This window comes from Acinetobacter sp. Res13-Abat-PEC15-P4-01, from assembly GCF_015676285.1.
GTDB lineage: Bacteria > Pseudomonadota > Gammaproteobacteria > Pseudomonadales > Moraxellaceae > Acinetobacter > Acinetobacter nematophilus.
This window is the reverse complement of record NZ_JADAIN010000006.1, coordinates 135,083-157,724: the sequence shown is the minus strand read 5'-3', so window position 1 is coordinate 157,724 and position 22,642 is coordinate 135,083. Positions and strand designations below refer to the sequence as shown.

The 22,642-nt window shown below is 36.4% G+C and carries 23 protein-coding genes; 11 read left to right on the top strand and 12 right to left on the bottom strand.

The features are described from left to right. Positions 1-2: 2 nt before the first annotated feature. Positions 3-434, bottom strand: coding sequence for a hypothetical protein (locus IMO47_RS01470; protein WP_196075699.1), 432 nt, complete (start codon positions 432-434; stop codon positions 3-5). Between the two features lie 133 nt (positions 435-567). Next, positions 568-1,671: a fatty acid desaturase gene (locus tag IMO47_RS01465; protein WP_196075698.1), complete on the bottom strand. Its 1,104-nt coding sequence runs from the start codon at positions 1,669-1,671 to the stop codon at positions 568-570. A gap of 81 nt (positions 1,672-1,752) precedes the next feature. Between IMO47_RS01465 and IMO47_RS01460 the strand changes: the two genes are divergently transcribed. Beyond that, the gene (locus IMO47_RS01460; protein ID WP_196075697.1) at positions 1,753-2,454 is read left to right on the top strand and encodes a TetR/AcrR family transcriptional regulator; all 702 of its coding nucleotides are present in this window, start codon (positions 1,753-1,755) and stop codon (positions 2,452-2,454) included. A gap of 152 nt (positions 2,455-2,606) precedes the next feature. Continuing rightward, positions 2,607-3,563, top strand: a complete 957-nt coding sequence (locus tag IMO47_RS01455; RefSeq protein WP_196075696.1) for a 2-hydroxyacid dehydrogenase — start codon at positions 2,607-2,609, stop codon at positions 3,561-3,563. 102 nt (positions 3,564-3,665) lie between these two features. Here the strand turns inward: IMO47_RS01455 and IMO47_RS01450 are convergent, their stop codons facing one another. Further along, the gene (locus IMO47_RS01450; RefSeq protein WP_196075695.1) at positions 3,666-4,331 is read right to left on the bottom strand and encodes a hypothetical protein; all 666 of its coding nucleotides are present in this window, start codon (positions 4,329-4,331) and stop codon (positions 3,666-3,668) included. A gap of 210 nt (positions 4,332-4,541) precedes the next feature. Next, entirely contained in the window at positions 4,542-5,264 is a 723-nt protein-coding gene (locus IMO47_RS01445; protein ID WP_196075694.1) for a hypothetical protein, read from the bottom strand. A 311-nt stretch (positions 5,265-5,575) separates the two neighbouring features. On the opposite strand from IMO47_RS01445, the gene IMO47_RS01440 reads away from it, so the two are divergent. Continuing rightward, positions 5,576-5,968 (top strand): hypothetical protein, encoded by a 393-nt coding sequence (locus tag IMO47_RS01440; RefSeq protein WP_196075693.1) that lies wholly within the window; start codon positions 5,576-5,578, stop codon positions 5,966-5,968. Positions 5,969-6,012: 44 nt separating this feature from the next. Here the strand turns inward: IMO47_RS01440 and IMO47_RS01435 are convergent, their stop codons facing one another. From IMO47_RS01435 to IMO47_RS01415, 5 genes are all read right to left on the bottom strand, one after another. Further along, the gene (locus tag IMO47_RS01435; RefSeq protein ID WP_196075692.1) at positions 6,013-6,396 is read right to left on the bottom strand and encodes a hypothetical protein; all 384 of its coding nucleotides are present in this window, start codon (positions 6,394-6,396) and stop codon (positions 6,013-6,015) included. 288 nt (positions 6,397-6,684) lie between these two features. Next, positions 6,685-6,888 carry a hypothetical protein gene (locus tag IMO47_RS01430; RefSeq protein ID WP_196075751.1) on the bottom strand — a complete coding sequence of 68 codons (204 nt, stop codon included), beginning with the start codon at positions 6,886-6,888 and terminating at the stop codon, positions 6,685-6,687. Positions 6,889-6,914: 26 nt separating this feature from the next. Then, complete coding sequence (gene glyS / locus IMO47_RS01425; protein WP_196075691.1) at positions 6,915-8,984, bottom strand: glycine--tRNA ligase subunit beta; 2,070 nt, start codon at positions 8,982-8,984, stop codon at positions 6,915-6,917. Next, the gene (gene glyQ, locus IMO47_RS01420) at positions 8,984-9,961 is read right to left on the bottom strand and encodes a glycine--tRNA ligase subunit alpha (RefSeq protein ID WP_196075690.1); all 978 of its coding nucleotides are present in this window, start codon (positions 9,959-9,961) and stop codon (positions 8,984-8,986) included. The genes glyS and glyQ overlap by 1 nt, the downstream gene beginning before the upstream one ends. A 106-nt stretch (positions 9,962-10,067) precedes the next feature. Next, positions 10,068-10,463, bottom strand: a complete 396-nt coding sequence (locus tag IMO47_RS01415; protein WP_196075689.1) for a hypothetical protein — start codon at positions 10,461-10,463, stop codon at positions 10,068-10,070. 411 nt (positions 10,464-10,874) lie between these two features. On the opposite strand from IMO47_RS01415, the gene IMO47_RS01410 reads away from it, so the two are divergent. After that, positions 10,875-12,179, top strand: a complete 1,305-nt coding sequence (locus tag IMO47_RS01410) for an SEL1-like repeat protein (protein ID WP_196077299.1) — start codon at positions 10,875-10,877, stop codon at positions 12,177-12,179. A gap of 93 nt (positions 12,180-12,272) precedes the next feature. Here the strand turns inward: IMO47_RS01410 and IMO47_RS01405 are convergent, their stop codons facing one another. After that, positions 12,273-12,725 carry a hypothetical protein gene (locus IMO47_RS01405; RefSeq protein ID WP_196077300.1) on the bottom strand — a complete coding sequence of 151 codons (453 nt, stop codon included), beginning with the start codon at positions 12,723-12,725 and terminating at the stop codon, positions 12,273-12,275. Positions 12,726-12,752: 27 nt separating this feature from the next. Between IMO47_RS01405 and IMO47_RS01400 the strand changes: the two genes are divergently transcribed. Together IMO47_RS01400 and IMO47_RS01395 are read left to right on the top strand one after the other, a co-directional pair. Continuing rightward, complete coding sequence (locus IMO47_RS01400; RefSeq protein ID WP_196077301.1) at positions 12,753-13,166, top strand: lysozyme inhibitor LprI family protein; 414 nt, start codon at positions 12,753-12,755, stop codon at positions 13,164-13,166. A gap of 122 nt (positions 13,167-13,288) precedes the next feature. Then, entirely contained in the window at positions 13,289-14,389 is a 1,101-nt protein-coding gene (locus IMO47_RS01395) for an HPP family protein (RefSeq protein WP_196077302.1), read from the top strand. A gap of 86 nt (positions 14,390-14,475) precedes the next feature. Here the strand turns inward: IMO47_RS01395 and IMO47_RS01390 are convergent, their stop codons facing one another. Further along, complete coding sequence (locus IMO47_RS01390) at positions 14,476-14,736, bottom strand: PspC domain-containing protein (protein ID WP_196077303.1); 261 nt, start codon at positions 14,734-14,736, stop codon at positions 14,476-14,478. A gap of 344 nt (positions 14,737-15,080) precedes the next feature. On the opposite strand from IMO47_RS01390, the gene IMO47_RS01385 reads away from it, so the two are divergent. Together IMO47_RS01385 and IMO47_RS01380 are read left to right on the top strand one after the other, a co-directional pair. Beyond that, on the top strand, positions 15,081-15,743 hold the full coding sequence (locus tag IMO47_RS01385) for a hypothetical protein (protein WP_196077307.1): 663 nt from the start codon (positions 15,081-15,083) through the stop codon (positions 15,741-15,743). Between the two features lie 226 nt (positions 15,744-15,969). Beyond that, positions 15,970-17,235, top strand: a complete 1,266-nt coding sequence (locus tag IMO47_RS01380; protein ID WP_196077304.1) for an integrase family protein — start codon at positions 15,970-15,972, stop codon at positions 17,233-17,235. 13 nt (positions 17,236-17,248) lie between these two features. Here the strand turns inward: IMO47_RS01380 and IMO47_RS01375 are convergent, their stop codons facing one another. After that, positions 17,249-17,467, bottom strand: a complete 219-nt coding sequence (locus tag IMO47_RS01375; RefSeq protein ID WP_196077305.1) for a hypothetical protein — start codon at positions 17,465-17,467, stop codon at positions 17,249-17,251. Between the two features lie 138 nt (positions 17,468-17,605). On the opposite strand from IMO47_RS01375, the gene IMO47_RS01370 reads away from it, so the two are divergent. From IMO47_RS01370 to IMO47_RS01360, 3 genes are all read left to right on the top strand, one after another. After that, positions 17,606-18,610, top strand: coding sequence for a hypothetical protein (locus tag IMO47_RS01370; protein WP_196077306.1), 1,005 nt, complete (start codon positions 17,606-17,608; stop codon positions 18,608-18,610). Between the two features lie 275 nt (positions 18,611-18,885). Further along, positions 18,886-21,300 carry a hypothetical protein gene (locus IMO47_RS01365; RefSeq protein ID WP_196075169.1) on the top strand — a complete coding sequence of 805 codons (2,415 nt, stop codon included), beginning with the start codon at positions 18,886-18,888 and terminating at the stop codon, positions 21,298-21,300. Between the two features lie 386 nt (positions 21,301-21,686). Beyond that, on the top strand, positions 21,687-22,589 hold the full coding sequence (locus tag IMO47_RS01360; RefSeq protein WP_196076400.1) for an inovirus-type Gp2 protein: 903 nt from the start codon (positions 21,687-21,689) through the stop codon (positions 22,587-22,589). The last annotated feature ends 53 nt before the right edge of the window (positions 22,590-22,642 follow it).

Here is a 22,642-nt window from a genome sequence, read left to right as displayed (position 1 = left end):
GTTTAACTACATTGCTTTAAATCGTGTGTTGGAAACAATGCTTGATGTTTTCTGAATTCATTTTGAACTTTTAAATCAGGCAGTCCATAAGTTTCGCTAGAATATTGATATACACCAGTGACTGCCATGAGCGAGCCTTCCTGACCTTCTTTATAATGATAGCGGAAGGTTTTTCGCGAGGCATGCAGAAGTCTTTGATCAATAAATTTATAACTAAACAATTGATTTTCCATTTCTAAATAATATCGGGCTTCTATACGACAGCCCTGATCCAATTTAATCAGCTTAAAATAATTTCCTTCAGAACTTCTAAATCCAGCTTCATCTAAATTTTGAATCGACTGTAAAACATGGTCTTTTGCGATGATTGGGTTTAAGGAGGAGATCCAGAAAATAAAGAATAATATGAGTGACTTATAGATTGATTTTTTCATTTGGATATCTTTTATTGCTTGTTGGAGTCACTATAAATCCCAATCGTGTTTTTTTAAATTAAAAAGTAGATCCTATGCCAAAAATCTCCCTAAACTGAATTAATTATTTTCTCAGTTATAAAAACATAGCCCCCTAAAATCTGCGATTTGCACGTTTAAATGTACCAAAGTCATTAAAACGGACCCCATTTTCTTTCATGGCGGGATAACAAGCTTGTGCAATGGCTTGACGAATATAAAATGGATCACGAACAACAAAGTGATGAATTGCATGAGTACCGGCAAAGTTGAAACAGAAAGCTTGTAGAGGCTTCATACGCCAGTCAGTCCATACTTGGCATTGTTGGACAACATTGCCATCTTCGACATCGCCGTAATAATGCATATTCGAACTGGTAAAGTGCAAACTGAGGGTGCGTAGGAAATTGGGTGCAGCAATACTCACAGCATAGAATGCTGTCGCTTTGTCAGCAAATTTCCATACGCGATTTTGAGGTTGCGAAATCCCCAGAGTTTTCATTGCCAATTTGGCAGCACTGATCAATAGAAAGCTATGCCAAAGAGCATAATGAAGGTATCCAAATGGTGCATAAGCTGCAGAAAGTTTTGCCTTCAATTTAAGTTTTTCAACTTTTGATAAGTTCTTCTGTGCATGGATAAAACGGTTGGTGGTTTTCATCATGGTGATGGGGCGGAGATAAACAGCCAGCATATTGTCACCTGTCATGATCAAGCGTTTTAAACCCCATTTATCTCCATTGTTAATACCGCGTTCTTCCAGATCTGTTTTTGTTCCCGAGGATTTATGATGATGGAGATGTACTTCACGACGTATCCAAGGATTGACTGTACTTGGACGGAAGGCATATACCGCAGCCAGCATGGCATCATTTATTTTTTTATCCTTGCGATAATACATTTGATGAATCAAATCGTGTTCTAGTTCATGCAAAATTGACATCCAAAATGCAGAAAGTGGAATTGCCACATACCAAGCCATTTTCCCACGAGCGTATTGTGTTATATTGAAAATAATCCCCGTAACGGCAATACCCAGAATACTCAAACCGATTTGATCCTGATATTGAACCAGCCAAGGATGGCGTTCTCGTAACTGATTCCCAGCTTCCAAAATCGCTTTACGAATTCGATGACTGCGTTGCTCATCTTCAGGATCAGCAAAGTTCTTGGTTTTGTTCAGCTTGGATACATGTACATCGGAAAGGGGTAAATTCATTTCCGTTTTCCTCTATATTTTTTATGAAAACAAGGAAGTTTTAAAAGCCAACATTTGTTGGATTTTTTGAGAGATTATCTGATGATCAAAATAACGTCAACGTCAGTTTTAAAGAAAATGACCAAAAAAGTGAGTCAGCCAAAACAAGAACGCTCGCAAAAAAGAATGGAAAAAATGCTGGCAACTACACAAGAGTTATTGTTATCCATTGGAATTGAAAAGATTTCCATCCCTGAAATTGCCAATGCTTCGGGCGTTCCTCGTACCAGTATTTATCAGTTTTTTCCGACGAAATACGATATTCTGCGTCATATAGCACTCGCACACTTGAATGATTTGGTCAAACAATTGGGGAAAGCGGCTGTTCGAGTATTAACAGACAACCCCAGAGCAAGCATTGAAGTCTACGGGCAACTCCTTTCAGAAAGTATGATCCGGACCACGGCTAAATTTTTCAATGAATCTGAAATTGCCAGCCTGCTTATTCTCAGCGGTCCTTTTACGCGGCAAGCATATCTTGAGTACCAAATTGAGTTGAAAAAAGTCAGTGAGGGTGTACGTAAAGCATTGGAAATGATTCAGGTCGATAATTATGTTCCTCAACAACCTGATACTTTAACGATTTTAATGGAATTGGTTTTTACCTGTATGAAACATGGCTATTACAATGAAAGTTATATTTCAGAAGCCATTATTCAAGAAGCTTACCGTATGACCAATGCATATCTATTGGCGCTTAAAAATAATACTTTTGGCTTTCCGCAAGCATCATCACAATCCTAAAATCATTTGATTGGACAGGATTGATTTTCAATGTTGAATGAATGGTGTTATATGTTGAACAGATGATAAAGACCAGTATGAAAATCTGTGAAAATTTCATGCTATAAACAAGCTAGTGCAAATGATTGGAACAATAAGGTAAAAGCGACGCAATGAAGGCTGTATTTTTAGATTATGAATCTTTAGACAAAAATGATTTGGATTTTAGTCAGTTAAACGCAGCTTTTGACGAACTTATCCTTTATCCCTCGACCACGACTGAGCAGGTATTAGCACGTGTAGAGCATGCCGATGTGATCATCAGTAATAAAGTATTGATCAATGCAGAAACAATTGCTCAATCGAAGCAATTAAAGCTCATATTAATTTCGGCAACGGGTACCAACAATGTCGATTTAGATGCAGCCAAATCTAAAGGCATCGTGGTATGCAACTGTCAGGGTTATGGTACATCAGCAGTTGCACAGCATACCCTGACATTGATGCTGGCTTTAGCAACTTCTTTGCTCAAATATGATCGTGCCGTTAAGAAGGGGCAATGGAATAAATCACCAATTTTCTGTTTATTGGATTTTCCTGTTGTAGAACTGTCAGGGAAAACCTTGGGAATCATTGGTTATGGAGCATTGGGACAAGCGGTTGCCAAATTAGCTGAAGCTTTTGGTATGCAGGTTCTGGTAGGGGCACTGCCAAGCCGCCCACAGCATCAAGCACGAATTCCTTTTGCTGATCTACTTCCGCAAGTCGATTTTCTTTCTTTACATTGTCCTTTAACAGATGAAACACGGGACTTGATTGATGCACAAGCACTGAACGCAATGAAAAAATCTGCATTTTTAATCAATTGTGCCCGTGGAGGCATCGTGGACGAACAGGCTTTGGCGGATGCATTAAGACAAGGCAAGATTGCAGGCGCAGCGACAGATGTACTTTCTGTTGAACCTCCAAAACAAGGAAATGTGTTGCTTGCAGAGGATATTCCAAACCTGATTATCACCCCGCACAGTGCCTGGGGAAGTGTTGATGCTCGGCAACGTATCGTCAATCAAATGGTGGAAAATTTTGAGGCATTTCAACAGGGGAAAGTGATTCGTCAGGTGAATCACTGAAATCTTAAACAGACATCATGTTATAAATAAAATTATAACTGCATTATTGCTCTTTCAATCACGTCTTCCCTGGATCTAAGCTTTAACGATCTGAGTGAGGGGCTATCTTGGTACACCTGCCTCATCATCTGCGGGTATATTGGTATCATCATTTCGGGTTGAGTCTGTTGATGATGGACTCGGCATGTTGCTCTGGTTCTCTATAGGCAAGCTTTGTTTTTTGATTTCAAGCTCTTGTTGATCTGATTGAATATTTTGAGAAGCTTGTGTTTTGAGTGCTGATGGCGCAACTGATTCTTGCGTTGATGGATTTGCAATAATTTGGTTAGAAATGTTTGGAACATTGGCTACGGTATGGGGATTCGCTGAGTTTGCAGTAGTTGATGATTGACTCAAGCTGCCTTGTTCTATTGGCACGTTATAGCTGTTTTTGCCCATCACACGATCTTTGGTCTGTTCAACCTTTTTGACTGCGGTGTCTATGCCTTGACGCGTATTGTCTCGAGCAATCGTGGCTTGTTCACTGGTATATTTTTTCGTATTCTCAATGGTTTCATCAAAGGATGGTTTGATTTTTTGAATTCCTTTTTCGGTTGCATCTCCTACTTTTTCAGCCGTATTTTGTACTGCTTCACCTGTCTTATGGGCGAGGACTCTAAATATATTGGGATTATCACCATAAGGTTGGGTTTGAGTGCCTGTTTGAGCATACAGTGATGATGTTGCACAAATTGCAGTAACCATACATAAACTTTTTATCTTCACCATGTTTTTCATTCCTTTATGATGACTTTATTAACGCTGCGAATCATATTGGGTAATCATACTGTTTCATTCAATAACAAGCTGAAATGGTAATAAATCCACAACAGCAAAATATAACAATACAAGTTGGAGATTATTACTGGGCATTGGAAAGAAAAGCCCACGGATGTGGGCTTTTCATCTTGATATTGTATTAAATCCAATCCGATTCAATTATTTGGCTGCGATATTTGCTTCGGTTGATACGCCAACCTTTGCGCTACCTACTGGGGTTTTCACTTGCGTATGTGAATTTACTTTCGCACCCGTGTTGCTTGATTTTGGCTTAACCAAGTCTTTGGTTTTTTGCCATGTTTTACTGGTCGCAGATTTGGTTTTGTCTTTCGCTTTTACCGCTGCTTCTTTAGTATTGTGACCTGCTTCTGAACTTAGTTTTTTGGTATTTTCCCAAGCACCTTTGCTTGCAACTTTACCTTTATCAATACCGGTTTCAACACTTGTACCGACTTTGTCAGCAGTGTGTTTTGTGCCATCCCACGCATCTTTAGATACTTCACGGGTTTTGTCGACACCTTTTTCAACACCCGTACCTACTTTACCCGCAACATTCTTGGTGCCATCCCAAGTCTCTTTGGACACATCACGGGTTTTATCAACACCTTTTTCGATACCATCACCGACTTTAACAGCAGTATTTTTTGTACCATCCCAAGCATCTTTAGAGACTTCTCGGGTTTTATCGACACCCTTTTCAATGCCATTCCCGACTTTGTCTGCTGTATTATGGATACCCTGACCAATATTGCTGAGTAAACCTCCACCATTCGCATTGACTTCTGCAGAAGCATTCGCGCTAACATTTGTGTTGGCAAAAAGAAGAGGAGAGCTAGCTAAAAGGGCTGTAGCGATCACTGTTGTTTTAAGCATTTTCTTCATAATTCGTTTTATCCTATACCTGAATGATTTCAAGTTTGAGTGTTGCCTATCATAATGTGAAATATGGATGGAAATCGTCTTTGAGATAAAACAGCAACAGCATATCTACACAGTTTTAACACTAATGTAAAAATTGTGAATAAATATTAAGTTCTATTTTTGGGGGAAATTTATAAATTTTTAAATTTAAAATTCTGATACTTATAAACCAAAAACCACTATTCTAAAACTATGTTCTATTGGCACTCCTAGCTTGTCATTGAAACAGAAAACACATAAGCTTTGGCATCAGTCCCTATCTAATTCCTATAATGAACAATATAAAAATCCTGGTGTTGTTAAGTATATTATTAACTTTTAGACCGAGTTTTGCCTGTGCTTGTGGAGAGGAAATTCCTCTCAGTCATCAAATGATTGGCTGGATTACAACGGCGATTTTATTTTTACTCTATTTAGTTCCAAGTTTTTATTTTGCAAAATATTTTAAGAGATATCAGCTATCTATTCTACACCTCATTTTTCCTCATATGTTAATGTCTGCCCTACTATACGCGATGATGAATTCTTTTAAATTGGGTTTAAATCCAATTTATGATTGGGTTGCGACTTACCTCCCGAATAGCTTAATTTTTGCAGCGATCGGATTGATTGGTGTGATTTTTTGGTTCTATCCCGTGATTTATGTGGCTAAAAGAGCTAAATGATTTTGTATTTAGCTCTACCAACATAGCAAAGTGAAGTACCGAGATTAATTGCATTTTTCCAGATTTGATGCTCTAAAGTTGTTTTTGAGTGAATTGAAGTTTTTTAGTGTTTCAGCATCTTTAGGATCAAAAACAGTCTGTTTTTGTTCAATATCTGCATCTACATTTGAAAATGCTGAGATCAATTGTTCACCTTTAAAAATCCAATGCTCAGTTGCTTTTCCTGTTTCAAAGTTCCCTGTAAATTCAATCACGCAGTTATCTGTTTGTCGAATAAGACGGGCGAGGTTGTGTTTGGTATTGGGTTGTGCCGAGATATTCTTGTGTTGTTCTAGAATAGTTGGCGCGTTTGGATTGGTGGGTGTTGTTGAGCAGGCGGTGAGGGCGAGTGTGATGAATATTGCACAAAATATGATTTTATTAGCCATTACTTTTAAGCTCAGATAGAAAAAGTCATATTCAGTTTATACAAATCATTGAGCAGATTAGGATTTATTTAGTTATTGATTGTTAAAGACTATTTTAAAAAATTACATTCTTTGTCTATATTTTATTTTTCAATGATGCAACTTCTTAATATTGTAGAACAGAAATATTCACAACACTTGTAAACCAGTCAGGTCACTGTAAAGGTAAAAAATTGCTCCCAATACTGAATTCCTGATTCCCAGAGAATGTATTCTTCTAAGATTAAATGAGGAAAGAGCAGAAAAAATTTACATATGCCCTTGATGATCATGGCATGTTTCAACTGCACTTAGATTACTTGTTATAGACGGTAAAAACTTTGAATACAGTAAAGCTTCAGCAACTGGTTTTACATCACTGAATGTTGCAACAGCACCATGAGATAAATTCTGATTATTTTTTGTTATGTAATCCTCAAGCTCTTTCAAGAGCTTGAGGATAGCAATAGTCATTGGTGAATGACTATAAATAGCCGTAATTAGTGCTGTAACACTGAAATATCTGCAACACTTGTAAATAAATCACGTAACTGTGCAAGTAAACGTAAGCGGTTTGCTTTTAACTCGACATCATCCGCCATAACCATAACGCCTTCAAAGAAAGCATCAATTGGTGCACGTAGTGCTGCCAACTTGGAAAGTGCAGTGGTGTAGTCTTTTGCATCCAGAAGCGGCTGAACAACAGGAAGAATAGTTTGAATCTCTGTATAAAGTGCTTTTTCAGCATCTTCAACCAATTTCGCTTCAACAATCTCACCTGTAGGTGCGGCTTCTTTCGCCAAGATATTTGCAACACGTTTATTTGCAGCAGCAAGTGCAGCAGCTTCTGGCAAATCACGGAAATGATTCACTGCGGTAACTCGCTTATCAAAATCTAAAGGTGATTTTGGCGAAAGTGCTTGAACAGCCTGAATCACATCAACGGCAACACCTTGGTCTTCGTATTTAGCACGATAACGACCTTCAAGGAATGCCACTGCATCCGCCAAAGTTTTTTCGTGGTCTTTCAATACATCGCCATATGCAGCTAAAGCCAGCTTGATTAATTCTTCAATAGAAACATCAAGATTATTTTCAGTCACTAAGCGTAAGATACCAATTGCAGAACGACGTAAAGCAAATGGATCTTTCGAACCTGTTGGGGCTTGACCAATACCGAAAATACCAGTCAGCGTATCTAAACGATCAGCAAGCGCAAGTGTTGTACCGGTTTTGGTTTTTGGTAGCACATCACCCGCAAATTTAGGCAGGTATTGTTCACCTAAAGCTTCAGCAACTTCATCATTCTCGCCTTCAATGCGAGCATAATAAGTGCCTGCAATCCCTTGTAGTTCAGGGAACTCACCGACTAATTCAGAAGTTAAGTCGCATTTAGCAAGTAGTGCGGCTTTTTCAGCATCCGCAGGTTTTGCACCTGTGATTGCAGATAATGCCACAGCCAATTTAGCAATACGTTCAGACTTATTCCAAAGAGTCCCTAACTGTGCCTGGAATACCATATTGGCCAATTTGTCTTTACGAGATGCGAGTGGCTGTTTTTGATCTTGCAAGAAAAAGAATTCAGCATCTGACAAACGCGGACGTACAACTTTTTCATTTCCTTCAATAATTTGAGTTGGATCTTTAGACTCAATATTTGAAACCGTAATGAAATAAGGTTGTAGTTTGTTTTCAGCATTGACCAAACAGAAATACTTTTGGTTGTCTTGCATGGTCGTGATCAAAGCTTCTTGAGGGACTGCAAGGAAACGCTCTTCAAAACTGGCACGAAGCGCAACTGGCCACTCGACCAATGCAGTCACTTCATCACGAAGATCCGCAGGTACAATCGCAGTCGCATTCACTTCATCTGCTAAAGCTTTGACTTGTTGATCAATGATCGCTTGGCGCTCTGCAAAGTCAGCAATAACATAGGCTTTACGTAGTGCATCTAAATATGCATCTGCATTTGCCAATACAATGGCTTCAGGTGCATGAAAACGATGACCATAAGTCACATTGCCTGTTGTATGATCTTGAATGGTAGCGTCAATTACAGCGTTATCTTTCAACAATACCACCCATTTCACAGGGCGAACAAATTCAGTACGGCTTGCAGCAGAACGCATGCGTTTAGCAATAGGCAGGTTATCCAATGCTGTTTGTAAAATCTGTGGCAGTAAAACGTCAAGGCTTTGACCCTTGACATCTTTTAAGTAGCAAACTTTTTCAACTTTACCCGCTTGGAATGTTGATACTTGATCTGCCGTAATGCCTTGACCACGCATGAAGCCTTCTAAAGCTTTGGTTGGTTTCCCTTCTGCATCATAAGCTGCTTGAACAGCAGGACCATCGAAACGTTTTTGAGAGTCAGCTTGAGCACCATCCACATTGACGATCTTGAGCGCCAAACGACGTGGTGCAGCATAAGCTTCAATGACTTCAAATGCCAAACCCGCTTCGTTTAACCCTTTTTCTGTTTCAGCTTTTAAGGCATCACGTAAAGTTTTTAGGCTTTTAGGGGGTAATTCTTCACAGCCAAGTTCGAATAAAACAGTATGTTTAGACATTATTTATTCTCCTCAGCTTTTGCTTCTGCTTCAACTTGCGCCTTCAACTGTGCCAATACTTCATCACGTAAATGCGGTTCAGCCATTGGGAATCCTAATTTCGCACGGGCAGCCACATAGCTTTGTGCAATAGAGCGTGCCAAAGTACGGACACGTAAGATGTAACGCTGACGCTCAGTCACAGAAATTGCACCACGGGCATCAAGCAGGTTAAAACTGTGTGATGCTTTGATGACTTGTTCATATGCAGGAAGTGGAAGCTCGGCTTCCATTAAACGTGTGGCTTCGGCCTCATAAAAGTCAAACAGCTCAAACATTTTTTCAACGTTGGCATATTCAAAGTTATAGGTCGATTGCTCAACTTCGTTTTGGTGGAAAACATCACCATAGGTTACAGTACCGAATTGACCTTTGGTCCACACCAAATCGTAAACAGAATCTACGCCTTGTAGATACATTGCCAAACGCTCTAGTCCATAGGTGATTTCACCTGTAACAGGATAGCATTCAACACCGCCAACTTGTTGGAAGTAGGTAAATTGAGTAACTTCCATACCATTCAGCCAAACTTCCCAACCTAAGCCCCAAGCACCTAATGTTGGAGATTCCCAGTTATCCTCTACAAAACGAATGTCATGGATCAAAGTATCAATACCAATCGCTTTTAAAGAATCTAAGTAAAGCTGTTGAATATTGTCAGGATTTGGTTTAAGCACCACTTGGAATTGATAATAGTGCTGTAAACGGTTTGGGTTTTCGCCATAACGACCGTCTTTCGGACGACGTGATGGTTGAACATAGGCTGCGTTCCATGTTTCAGGACCAAGTGCGCGTAAGAATGTTGCAGTATGGAATGTCCCTGCACCCATTTCCATATCGTAAGGTTGTAACACTACACAACCTTGTTCAGCCCAGTAGTTTTGTAAGGCAAGAATTAAGCCTTGGAATGTATCAATATGCGATATGGCGCGACTCATGCAGCATCCACTATAAGTATTAGAAAAAATTGGTTCTAAGTATAAGGATTTTGCGGAGGTGTGGCAAAGGTTAGTCTATAAATATTGATACCGATCGCAGAACAGCTCAGGTACATTTTTTTAGATTTTCTTTTGAGATAAAACTTTTCATTTGATGGGCCTCTTTTGTTATTTTCATTTCTTGAATATGCGCTTCGGTTTCAGCATCTGGGGAGTCTGGGTTGATGGCGGATTCAGAGGTGGAATTCTCAGAGATTAAGATGAGATCATCTCTAAAAAAAGCCCAGTCTTTTTCAATAGGCGGGGTATTTTTTGCACTTGTTTTTGTCTTTAACAGACAGATTTTACCTTTTTTGATCAGTGTGAGTTCAAGTACACTGGAAGGGGTGTTTGCAATTTCAATCTGCTGGGTTTCCAGGATCACAGGTTCGTTTGAAGAGAAGCAGGCGGTAAGCAAAGCGCAAGAAATTAAAGTAATTAAAAGGGGTGTTTTGTTCATCATTAATAATTAAGAAGTTAAATTATATATTTGATATTAACATAAAAAAAATAAATATATGAACTTTTGGGTTGTGAGTTGATTTTTGAAAGTTAGCTATTAAGCACGGATCAGGATGATGTTATGAGGCTTTATTTCACGTTAAATAAATGAATTATTTAAAAATCATGATTAAGATTTTCATGGACCAAATGATGCAAAATAGCGGAAGTCTAGCTTGAAAAATTCGTTCATATTATTAAATGCTGATACTGGTTTGCCTTATACATAAATTTTCGTATATTCGCTTTTATTATGGGGGTATTTGAGAACTGTTGAAAAATTAAACTTTAAATAAAATTAAATATTTGAATTATTGATATATAATTTAAAAATTTTTAAATTTAATACTGATATCAAAATGAGAAAGTGCTTATGAAAAAATTCAATTATTTAGTCTATATTATAACTTTGGGTTTTGTATCAGCAACTTATGCGGAAAATATTGAGAAAGCTCCTTGTTTTGCTCCACAGACAGCACCTATTTTTAAAGAATTTTATGAATTAAATAAAGGATATAACCAAAAACTATTGTGGGATCATTATGTACAATCACCCACTGATGAAGACCCAAATACCAAAGCAATGCATCAAGCTTTAAATATTTTATTTCGTCAACTGGGACTTTCTGAGGAACAAAAACAACAGATGCAGCCAACACCAAAACAGGCATCTGAAGTAGATCCCGACGGGTTGGAAATTTATAACTTAATGGTGAACGCGCAAAAGTTGTATTACGGTGATCAGGTTGAAATTGACCAAGCTCAGGCTTTTGAGGTGTTGCTGGATGCTGTTAAAAAGGGAAGTGCCGATGCCTATATTTTTTATCCTGTACTGAATCAACATTGTGCTGATCCTGCCAGGAAAGAATCTGCAGTTTCTATATTTCATTCGATTGAAAAGCACATGGGTGACCAAGATGATTATCCAACCCCAATATGGGCATATTTAAGTTATGCATATGCGTATGGTATTGGTGCTGAATTGGATGAGCAAAAAGCACTCAAATATTGGAAAAAAGCTTGGCGCATCTATTCTTTACAATTTGATGCTGATGGTTTTATCGGTTTCATGATGGGGCAAATGGCAGAACAGAAACCTTATTTAAAATCACATTTGGGTGAAGCCATGAATTATTACAAAATTGCGACCCGAGCAAATGAACATAATCTTGCTGCACAACAGGCAATTTTAAGATTATTAAAAAGCGATAAAAAGTTTGAAAATCTGACCTATGAAATAGAGATATTTGAAGAAACTGAAAATGCAAAACATGATCAAGATCCAAAATCTGCTTATTTTAATTTGTCGGAATTGTATGCACAGAAACAGTCAAAAATTTATAATCCTCAACTGGCGATGATGTGGTTGGAAAAAGCAGCTGAAGCCGGACATGAGCGCGCACAGTTGAACTTACCACTCTATTACGAACAGGGAAATTTAATTAAAGCTGATCCCCAAAAGGCGATGGAGTTATATCAAAAATATTATGAACAAGACAATATTTTGGTCGGAATATATTTTTTGGATCGTTTAGAAAATGGAGCTAAAGGTATTACTAAAAATCCGATGAAAGCCAAGATTGTTCGCGAAGATTTAACTCAAAAGTATCGTGCTTTAGGGCAAACTGGTAAAATTCCAAAACCTTCAGAATTGAGATTAATGCAACGAATGTATTAAATCAGACGCTTGCTCAGATTCGTGACTTACTAACCTGAGCAAGCGCGAATACCGAATTTTGATCGAGAAAGCCTTTACATCGACTATCAGTCTTTATGCATCTGTTTTTTCTAAGTTATTCTGATCAAGTTTAGGTTGAGAAGAAAATAGCTTTAAAAATCCCCAATAACAACAGCCTGAAAAGATTGAAATTGCATAGAAAAACCAGTCACTGAATAATTTCCAGATGGGGGTTGGCAGTGAGCCAGTAAAAATCAAATAGCCAATGATGCTAACAATCAGCCACATCAATATCGAGCCAAAGAAAATACTGAAAAAATTGAGCCAATATTGGTGTGCAAGCCATAATGAAAGTGCATATGCAATTGGAATGACAATCACACAGTAAATCAAATAAATCATTAAGCTGATACCAAACACTGTAAGTAAGGACTGCACATCATATTGATGATTCATGAAAAGAAAAAAAGTGACCAATACGACTAAGCTCATGCTAGGCGCTAAAAATAAAGCTTTTAAAATAGATTTATTGCTATATTGAGCCATGATCAAAACAACAAATGAGATTTAATAATGAAAGCATGCCTAAAAATGATTATTTTTTCTACCGTGATTTTTTCCACTGGGGTTTACGCAGAAAATCACGAGATCAAAACGGATATATACAACAAATGTGTTGATCAAACAATTGAAGAGCTCGGATTGGGAAATATTAATAATGCTGTTGTAGAAATATGTAGCCACCAAGGCAAAGCATTCTATGAAAAAGAAATTGTCAAAGTATTAGACCATATTAAAAAACAAAGCCAGCAAGACAATCAACAAGAACGTTATACAGACGTGCTGAAATCACAACGTTTGTGGAAAGCTTATGTTGATCAGGAGTGTCAAAACGCTGGGCGATATATAGGTTCACCCATGTACGAGTTTTGCCCCATGCAAGAATATGGCAAAAGGTTAGAGCAGTTGACTGAATATGCACGATGAAAAAATCATTCTATGAGAAATATAGTAGAAATATTTATACATCTAAGATGGATAATAAATACACCTTATAATCACAACAACGTATAATTCGCACTTCAACAGCGCAAAAGTAAAGGATTGTCGTGTTTCATACGCAACTTGAATGGTTAAATACCTTAAAGCCTAATTTTAAAGTGTTACCCCTAAAAGATCGTTTACTTTGCGGTTTGGGGGCACTTTTGGGCTTGGCAATATCTTCACTGATCTGTTGGTATGTATTAGGCGGCTTTAACGCATGGTATATCGCACCGATGGGAGCATCCTCGGTATTGCTATTTGCAGTGCCTGCAAGCCCTTTGGCACAGCCTTGGAATATGGTGGTTGGAAATACCATAGCTGGTTTGATTGGCGTGACATGTGCGCTATTGATTTCCAATCCGACTGAAGCATTCAGTATTGCTGTTGCATTGTCGATTTTTTTGATGATGAGTACGGACTCGCTACATCCACCGAGTGGTGCAGTAGCAATTACTGCGGTATTGGGCGGTGATTCGGTACATCAACTGGGCTATCATTTTATTTTCTATCCAGTGCTGATTAACTCCGTATTTTTGCTGGTGATTGCGATTATTTTTAATCGGATGTTAGGCAAACAATATCCCCAAGCTGCACAACTCAACGTTCGATCTAAAGACCCAACGCCAACACAAAAAGTCACCATCCAACCGCAAGATATCCAAGAGGTCTTGGAGCATCAAACCCAGCTTTTAGACATCAGTGAATATGATTTGCAAAAAATCATTTTAGAAGCGCAAGAGAAAGCCAATGCACGCGCAGTTCATGAATTTCTTTGTCAGGATATTATGAGTAGAGACGTGATTAGCCTAAATGAACAGGATGACATTCACCAAGCTTTAGATAAGTTTAAACAGGTAAATTTAATGAGTTTACCTGTGGTCAATGCCGGCTATGAGCTGGTGGGTACCTTGGCGCTGTATGAAATTGTAGAGTGGTTTAAACGAGCGACTGATCCTAGAGCCTCATGGCAACACGTCGTCAAACAGATTATGAATCGACAGGTCGTGACAGTACAACCCACTCAGCCGATTCAAGATCTTGTACCATATTTTGTGGAGCGGTCTTTTAACTATATTCCTGTGATTGAAAATCAGAAATTGGTGGGGATTATCAGTCGTGCGGATATGATTGCTGCATTGCAACAACAGCTGAATAATTCAACATAATAATGAAGCAGTGTTGAATAAAAAAAGCTACAGCAGTTTGGGGGAACTGCTGTAGCAGAAAAGGGAAAATGTTTAAAAAATTTCAGTTAATGGGTTTTTTCTTCATAAATGGTACGTACAGGACGCTGATAGGCTTGATGATCATTCAAGCGTAAATTCTGTTTAGGCATCACTAACCAAAGAATCAGATAGACCAGAATACCTGGGAATGCAGCACTCATACATGAAATAATCACGAAAATGATACGCAGCAAAGTTACATTCCAACCAAAACGTTCAGCAATACCGCCCATCACACCGGCGATCATATTATGTCGGCTTGAACGATATAAACCAGAATTGGTCATTTAAATCTCCTTAGAAAGTTATCAGTCACAGGTCTTGAGTTAGCAATATAAAAACAATCACTGTACTTTTAATAATGGAGTTATGACACAATTCTTCAAGTAAAGTGCCGATAAAAATTGTTAATACTGTGTAACAATATTTCTTAAATTATTCAAAATACTGTAAAAAAGCGGACGTAAACCACGTACAGACGAATTGAAAAAAATGTGTTTTTTATACTTTTGTAAAAAAAATACCGTGAAGATTTCGAGAAGTGGTACAACGCAATACTATATGCGCATGCAGATGAATGTTTTGCATGTTTTTACTCAGTATATTTGGGTTATTGGGATTTATGCATTTGATGGTTCATAAAACAAGCTTCCTTGGGATTTTAGGTATAGGTATCTGCAGCTTATTGAGTGCTTGTGATTCTTCAAAATCGAACAATAAACAGCAGAGTTCTTCTGATACACAGCATTCATCTAGTGAGATTGCACTGCAAGAAGCAACCCAAGCCGTACCTGCAAATGACGGTAAAAAACTGAGTGAGGTTGCAGGTCAGGCGACCTTACCCGCAATGGCTGAGGTGAAAGGCTTTTCACCACAGCATCAAAGTTTACCATCCAAGGCAGAAGCCTTTGTTGGGCGCTATCATGTTCAAATCAGCTGTGATGATCCATTTGCGAAGTGTGATCAGGGCAGTGCAGAGTTTATTATCAACTTGCTTGCAGATGGAACTGCACATCGTACTTTTGTATATATGGGCAAAATAAGCTATGAAAACAGTGATATAAAATCCAATCGAAGCTATCAAAAGAATACATGGATTTATGATGAAGCTCAGCATGAAATCATTGTGAACAGAATAGAGGGGATTCAATTTTTTTATAAAGTAGATGCGCAGAACAACTTGATTATGGATATTGACAGAATTCTCAATGGAACTGAAGAGAATCGTTTGTACTTTAGCCAACATCATACTGCGCCAACAAAAGCGTATGTATTACAAAGATTTGATAATTAAAGTGAATAGATCGTTTTTAAATCTGGTGGGTTGTGTGGGGTTCGAACCCACGACCAATAGATTAAGAGTCTAATGGTTTAACTATTTATTGGTGTTGATTGGTGCTTATTTTAAGTTAAATTATATTTAATATTAATAACTTGGTTTATTTTTGTATTTATTGTTGTTGACTGGTGTGGAATTAATTTGCTTACATAGTGCTTACATGGAAACTTGATGTAAGCTAATGAAAATAAAGTTCACTACAACCAAAGTATTTAAACTTGAAAGCCCAGAAGATGGAAAAAATCAAAAATTTTATTGGGATACTGATGCTCAGGGATTGTCTGTTCGTGTAACTAAAAATGAAAATCGGTCATATATTTTTCAAAGCCGATCTCTTGGGCAAAGTATCAGAATTACAATTGGTAGTGTGGATACTTGGTCGTTAGATGATGCAAGGAAAGAAGCTAGACGATTACAGCATTTATGTGATCAAGGAATAGACCCAAGGCGAACAAAAGCTGAAGAGGTTTTAAAAAATGAGGAGTTTTTTAAACGAACTGAATTGGAAGCAATTTTATTTGGTGTTGTTTTTATGGAATATATCGAGGCTAATAAAGCGGAATGGAGCATTTCTCACTTAGAAAGTCATTTTACTTATATACATCGTGGTGGAGAGGCTAAGAAGAGAGGAAAGGGGGTAACACAACCAGGGGCAATGGCTGCTTTGCTTGATGTTCCACTTTCCGAGATTACGGCAGATAAATTAACGCAATGGCAGCAAAAAGAATCAGAAACAAGAAAGGGAAGTGCAGCTCTATGTTTTCGATTGGTTCGGGCATTTATCAATTGGTGTGCTGAGCATGAAGTTTATTCAAAAATTATTTCCAAAGATGTTCATGAGGCAAAAAAAGTTCGTAAGTCAGTCCCTGTTTTAAAACCAAGGAAAAGAGCATTACAGAGAGATCAATTAGCTGATTGGTTCTTAGCTGTCAGGGAAGTACCTAATATAATGCATAGAGTATTTTTACAAATTACCATATTGACTGGACCGAGATCGGAATCAATGCGGTCTGTTAAGCATGAGCATTTAGATTTTAAGTGGAAAACAATAAAAATATGGGATAAGTATGAACAAGATTATAGATTGATTCCAATGACGCCATATGTTGAAAAGCTTTTAAGAACCCTGCCTGTTAATTCAAAATCAGATTATATATTTTGGACGGATCAATCTGATTGTGGTTACATCACTGATGTGCGGCGAAAATATCATGAGAAGTTGGACGAAAGGCAATTGCCTAGAATCACTATTCATGACTTGAGGCGTTCGTTTAGTAATCTGACAGAGTGGTTGGAAATTCCTGCGGGTGTCGTTGCGCAATTAATGGGGCATAAACCTAGTGCAACACAAGAAAAGCATTATAAGGATCGCCCAGTTGATCTTCTTAGGATATATCTTACAAAAATTGAAGAATGGATTTTGCAACAAGCTAAAGTCGTTCAATAATAATAGGGGCTTTTTAAGCCCCTATTAAATTTCTAATGTCTGTTAATCGCCATTTAGCTCCACTGGATGTCATAACTGGCTCTAAGTCACCTCGCCCAGTGCTTGCCCAAACCCTTAAAGTATTAGGTTTTAACCCAAGAACTGTAGCTGTATCTTTACTGCTAACAAGACTTGTGCCAGAAGCAATTAATTGAGCTAATTTCTCATCTGGTTTGACCTTGATTATTTCCATAAGCCCTCACTATTGTTTAATGTCATGTTTGATTAGATGTATTAAAGCTTAGGTATGACTTAAATTAAAATGAATAGGTCTAGGTCAGTAAAAAAATGCATATTGAATATTTTTTCTAACATATTGAATTTTATAGCTATGAAAAAACTAAAAATTGAAGATTTGAATTTGTTTAGTGATGAATTGTATTTGCAAGCGATTATGAATTTCCATATGGATGAATTTAAGAGAGCTAGTCAGTGGCAAGTAGATATCGAAAATAACGAAGTTCATCAGAGTTTAGGCTTATCAGTCCAAGAAAAAGAACAATTATTAGAGATACTAGAGGGATTGGGAGATGCAAGTTGTAATGTTGGGTTTTGGAAAAATGCGCCATGTTTTAAAGGTGATGAACCTACTGTTTTTAATAATGAATATACTGCAAGGAAAATCTTATTATTAATTAATCAGGTTGATTCGCTAATTGATAATTTCCTAAATTTAAGCGCAGATATTCTCCAAAAAGAATATCGGTTAATGATTCAGACTCTTGTTGAAATGTTAACACCAATAAATCTCGTATCGTATTCGTTAATACACTTTCGGATATTGAGAAAAAGAATCCAAGGGCATGTGGCTGTGAATAAGCGTCATGAAGTTAAGCATAAGATTTTCTTTGATATTTTACTCAAGCGTGTCGAAAATAATGGTAAATGGAACAGTGTTAGTATAGCTGTTCAAGATGTAAAGGATGAAGTTCTTGAAAAGTTTAAGGAAATAGATAAGCAATATATTGAGAAGCAATTTAAAAAAGCTGAAGAACAGATCAATATATTGATTGCAGAGGAAAAAGAGCTTAAGCAGATTTTGGAGAATATACAAGCAAGGAAGAACCCAAATATCCAAAGCAAAGTGATGGATGAAACTCTGAATGAAACTGAAGAAAGATTAAATGAATTAGATGAAGAATTACATCATCTGAAAATACAAACTACTAAATATGTTGATGCAAGAAATAGAGGCTACCCTTTTGTAAGTTTGGGGCGGGAGTTGCTATTCAATACAGATGATATTGAATCTTCACTAATAAACTGCCTTAGAAATAATAAAGAAATTAGAGATCAGGTGATTGTTGAGCGAGCGAATACTAAGTCGAAAGAGTAGCAATTTGCATATTTAAGCCATTCATAAAACATCATAATTATTTTACAAAAATCCGCTTTATAAAGCGGATTTTTTATGCATATTATTTTAAATAAATTTGGAATAGTAGTAATAAAGTATTATGAATAATAGCTATAAAAAAATAAACTTTTCATACTCTATATTGCTAAATTACTAGGTTTTACGTTATTAGATATGCTAAATATTAACGCTATTATAAATAGTAAAATTCGATTTAAAACAATATATATTAATATTTAATGGAGGTAATTTTTGTGGCTACACAACTATACATAGTGAGTCCTCAAGATATATTCAGCTATCTAAAAACTTGCCTGTATACTGAATCAATAGTTGAGGTACGTAGGGCTGGTAAAGAAATACGAAGTGGTATTTTCTATGAAACAGTACGTATGATCGAAAAACTAGAAGAAGGCTTAGCAAAGATTGAAGACAATATCATTTCAAATCAGATCGCGTATGAAGATAGTGACGATGACGCAAAAGAAGAGATTATTCGTTTTCTAAATCAATTGCGCTTGGACGAAGAACTTATTTTGTATGCTGAAAATGCGAATGCTAGATTTAGTATTCAAGTCAGTCTGTTTTTTAGAATCGTTGCTGAAGAGTTTCCTGTTTTCTATATTGATGGTGATGATTGGACGAAGTATGATCTTCCCCTTGAGCAAATTTTTGCATGTATTGCCAAGTATCGCTACGAATTAAAATCACGATATAAGATAAACAAGGATGAATTACTCGAGTGTAATCAGCGACATATTAGCTTTGTAAAAATATTTAATAAAATAATTAAAAGAGCGAAAAAAGTTTATGTTTTAAATTTAATGATTGAAATATCACCAAATTTTTTAATTGGTCAATCATTGTGGGATAAAAAAGCAGTAGAGGATGTATTACATGCTTTGGGGGGGAGTTATAAGGAAATTGTTACGCAACTTTATGGATATGCTCATTTTGTCAATACATTCATGGGCGTTAATGAAAGCCTGAATTTTCATCTCGTGTTTATTTTAAAACATGATGTTGTTTTTGATTCTAAAGAAGTTGCTGAACAGATTAAGAGAATTCTTAATCAGCACTTGAATAAGCGGAATGATTATAACCCATTAAATAAATATGAAATCACAGTTAAAAACTTGAATGAGCGTATAAAGCACCAATTTAAACAAAGGACTGTTACTGATGTATTGGGATGCAGACCCAAAAAACAATTAGAAGATTTTAATTTTTGGTATTTATATTTATTTACATATTCAACGTTTTTCATTTCAACAGATCGGGAGAAATTCAAGTATACATCCTTTGATATTTATGACCTTGGGTATAAAATTTCAGAGTTGTTCTATGAAATTAAAAAGCTTGGTCCTGAATACAGACCTGCATATAGCAAAGAACCTATTAAAGAATCTAGTCTTATATCGCTGTATGGTGAGTTGGAAGGGGATAGAACTTGGGCAAAAGCGCTTTATCGACTAGATAATAAAAAAGAGTATTTGGGGCTTTGTCACATTTATGACGAGCAAAAACATTTTTTTCCGTTTGAGAGAAATTCAAGTGAACGTCTTAAGTATTTGGAATTGTTTATTCAATATTTAAAGCAGGAAAAAATTCCAGCAATAAGTAATATAGATAAGGAGCTTGAACATATTATTCGGTTTCCTGAAGGGAATCTGTCATTAAGTGAAAAACTTGCTTTGATTGTATTGCTCGATCATGAGCTAAATCAGAGCAATAAAGATAATTTGGCTAAAATACTTAAATCTACACTTAGTCCTAATATTGAAGTGTTTTTGAAAGAATTTAAAAATGATCGAAATGTTAATAAATTATTGAGTTACGAAGTTTTTTCATTTGCTTTTTATAGACATTTACATAAATTCATCTGTGATTTTAAAAATAAATTACATGAATGTGATATTGCGATAGAGCAAGTAAAAAGGTCAGCCAAGAGAGAAAAAAATGATAAATCTATAAATCAGTATTTGCGCTACCAGTTTAAGCAGAATGTTGATGTTTATCGGTTCAAAATGACTTGCAAGATTGACATCCAAGAAATACCTGAGGCTTTACTGATAACAGTCTTTAGCGAGATATGGACAACATTCATAAAGGATGTGAAAAGAAAGCCCAATATTATTGGTCAACTTCTTGTAGCACATGTTGGGGTGTATGTCTCTTTGATAGAGCCTATCATAGACGTTACATTGATCTTTAACTCTGAAAATATTGGTGATTTAGAATTTAGTACACCTGATAAGATTAATGAGACTTGGAGAAATTATTTAACGGAAGAAACAAAATCCCAATTAATCCGTAAACTTCAAAAAAGAGAGATCAACATAAATCAGGCAGAAAACACGGTGGCAGTTGATTATGAAGGCTTACTCAATAATTTGATTCTCGAATCAACTGAAATACCTCTAGTTATGGAAAAGAGAAATCGTCAAGGTGATTACTCATTGTGTGATTATAAAGATAAAAAATATAAACTTAAGTTTATTAGATTGCTTGCAAAATATTATTCAAATTATAGCCTTATGAAACGAGGTTCGATAAAAGGAAGTGAAAAAAATTTGAATTTATTGCTTAAAGGACGATTAATTCAACCTATACAGCAGAATATTCCAAAGCGGATTAAACCCGTAATTGATGAGAGCGAAGATAGTTAAAAAGTGACTTAATTCACGCTTCCATATCCTCTATAAAAATAATGAATTCTGTAAAGTTTTTACTATTTGCTATAGAAGTATAAATTATGAACAGGATGAGATAGCTTTGATCTAGTTCATTCTTAAAACAAGTAGGATATGTATATAATCTATTATTATCTAATCTATTATTGATAATTATCTATATCTAATATTAAATCATATCAATCATTTAAGATACTAATCTACTTACTACATTCACTTAACCCATAAAGTATTTAGATCAATCAATAACCTTCATCATCGAAGAAATGATGAAGGTATTTGTATAATTAAAATATCAAACCCTAAATTAAAAAAATACAGATCAGTCACTCCTATGTAATTTACTTACCTAGGACAAAAACATGACTGAAGCACAAACATTACTTGCCATTGAAAACTTCATGAAACGAGTGATTAAACCAAATTATTATTGGCGTGATTTTGAAGATGACTTTGATGAACTGCTCCATGATGCTGACGCAATCTATAATCCTCGCTACCAATACGCACCTTTGGTACAGGCTTACTTTGATTTATTGCTTAAGCGGATGAGAGATAGAGAACACGGGCTATTTGATAGCTGTCATGAATTTGGAGAATATCAATTTGACCTTCAAGATCAACATGAAGATTCTATTCGTAGCTTGAGACAAAAAAACAAACGTAATCAAAAAAACTTAGAAAAGTATTTTTTAAAATTGATTCAATACCATTACAAACTTTTGTTGGTAAGAGTTGATTTGCACTATTCCACAGATGTTTGTCCAAGCATAAAACAATTCGATCAAGATATTAAAAAGTTAGTTAAACGAATTCAGGACAAGGATACGATCTTTAATGGGCAGGTAGGGTATGCGTATAGGCTTGAACAAGGCGGAAAGAGTAGAGGTTACCACTGCCATTTACTGGTGATCTACAATGGCTCTAAACGTTATAGGGATAGTCATCTAGCACAAGAGATTGGGACACTATGGCAAGATAGAATAACCAGTGGTGACGGAGCATATTACATTTGTAATACAGCTAAGAATAAATGCGAATATCATCAGGCAGGCAGGCTTGGTATAGGAATGATTGAACGAAAGGATGCCAAAGCTATTGAGAATGCTCTTGTCGCGATTAGTTATTTGGCTAAACCTGAAAAAGACAATCAGTACTTAAGAGGTAAATTATTGGGTATGCGAGAGTTTGGGAAGGGACAGGTTAAGAAAGATCAGCGTAGACGTAGGAGTCGATCCCAAAAAATCATAGCAATACATCATTAACATGAAGATTGAATGTTCTTTTTCATCTTTACATTCAAAACCATAGGCTTATT

Bases quoted from the DNA above. Each gene is read 5' to 3' on its own strand.
- IMO47_RS01470 (WP_196075699.1), bottom strand. From the start codon at position 434: ATGAAAAAATCAATCTATAAGTCACTCATATTATTCTTTATTTTCTGG.
- IMO47_RS01465 (WP_196075698.1), bottom strand. From the start codon at position 1,671: ATGAATTTACCCCTTTCCGATGTACATGTATCCAAGCTGAACAAAACC.
- IMO47_RS01460 (WP_196075697.1), top strand. From the start codon at position 1,753: ATGATCAAAATAACGTCAACGTCAGTTTTAAAGAAAATGACCAAAAAA.
- IMO47_RS01455 (WP_196075696.1), top strand. From the start codon at position 2,607: ATGAAGGCTGTATTTTTAGATTATGAATCTTTAGACAAAAATGATTTG.
- IMO47_RS01450 (WP_196075695.1), bottom strand. From the start codon at position 4,331: ATGGTGAAGATAAAAAGTTTATGTATGGTTACTGCAATTTGTGCAACA.
- IMO47_RS01445 (WP_196075694.1), bottom strand. From the start codon at position 5,264: ATGAAGAAAATGCTTAAAACAACAGTGATCGCTACAGCCCTTTTAGCT.
- IMO47_RS01440 (WP_196075693.1), top strand. From the start codon at position 5,576: ATGAACAATATAAAAATCCTGGTGTTGTTAAGTATATTATTAACTTTT.
- IMO47_RS01435 (WP_196075692.1), bottom strand. From the start codon at position 6,396: ATGGCTAATAAAATCATATTTTGTGCAATATTCATCACACTCGCCCTC.
- IMO47_RS01430 (WP_196075751.1), bottom strand. From the start codon at position 6,888: ATGACTATTGCTATCCTCAAGCTCTTGAAAGAGCTTGAGGATTACATA.
- glyS (WP_196075691.1), bottom strand. From the start codon at position 8,984: ATGTCTAAACATACTGTTTTATTCGAACTTGGCTGTGAAGAATTACCC.
- glyQ (WP_196075690.1), bottom strand. From the start codon at position 9,961: ATGAGTCGCGCCATATCGCATATTGATACATTCCAAGGCTTAATTCTT.
- IMO47_RS01415 (WP_196075689.1), bottom strand. From the start codon at position 10,463: ATGATGAACAAAACACCCCTTTTAATTACTTTAATTTCTTGCGCTTTG.
- IMO47_RS01410 (WP_196077299.1), top strand. From the start codon at position 10,875: ATGAAAAAATTCAATTATTTAGTCTATATTATAACTTTGGGTTTTGTA.
- IMO47_RS01405 (WP_196077300.1), bottom strand. From the start codon at position 12,725: ATGGCTCAATATAGCAATAAATCTATTTTAAAAGCTTTATTTTTAGCG.
- IMO47_RS01400 (WP_196077301.1), top strand. From the start codon at position 12,753: ATGAAAGCATGCCTAAAAATGATTATTTTTTCTACCGTGATTTTTTCC.
- IMO47_RS01390 (WP_196077303.1), bottom strand. From the start codon at position 14,736: ATGACCAATTCTGGTTTATATCGTTCAAGCCGACATAATATGATCGCC.
- IMO47_RS01385 (WP_196077307.1), top strand. From the start codon at position 15,081: ATGGTTCATAAAACAAGCTTCCTTGGGATTTTAGGTATAGGTATCTGC.
- IMO47_RS01380 (WP_196077304.1), top strand. From the start codon at position 15,970: ATGAAAATAAAGTTCACTACAACCAAAGTATTTAAACTTGAAAGCCCA.
- IMO47_RS01375 (WP_196077305.1), bottom strand. From the start codon at position 17,467: ATGGAAATAATCAAGGTCAAACCAGATGAGAAATTAGCTCAATTAATT.
- IMO47_RS01370 (WP_196077306.1), top strand. From the start codon at position 17,606: ATGAAAAAACTAAAAATTGAAGATTTGAATTTGTTTAGTGATGAATTG.
- IMO47_RS01360 (WP_196076400.1), top strand. From the start codon at position 21,687: ATGACTGAAGCACAAACATTACTTGCCATTGAAAACTTCATGAAACGA.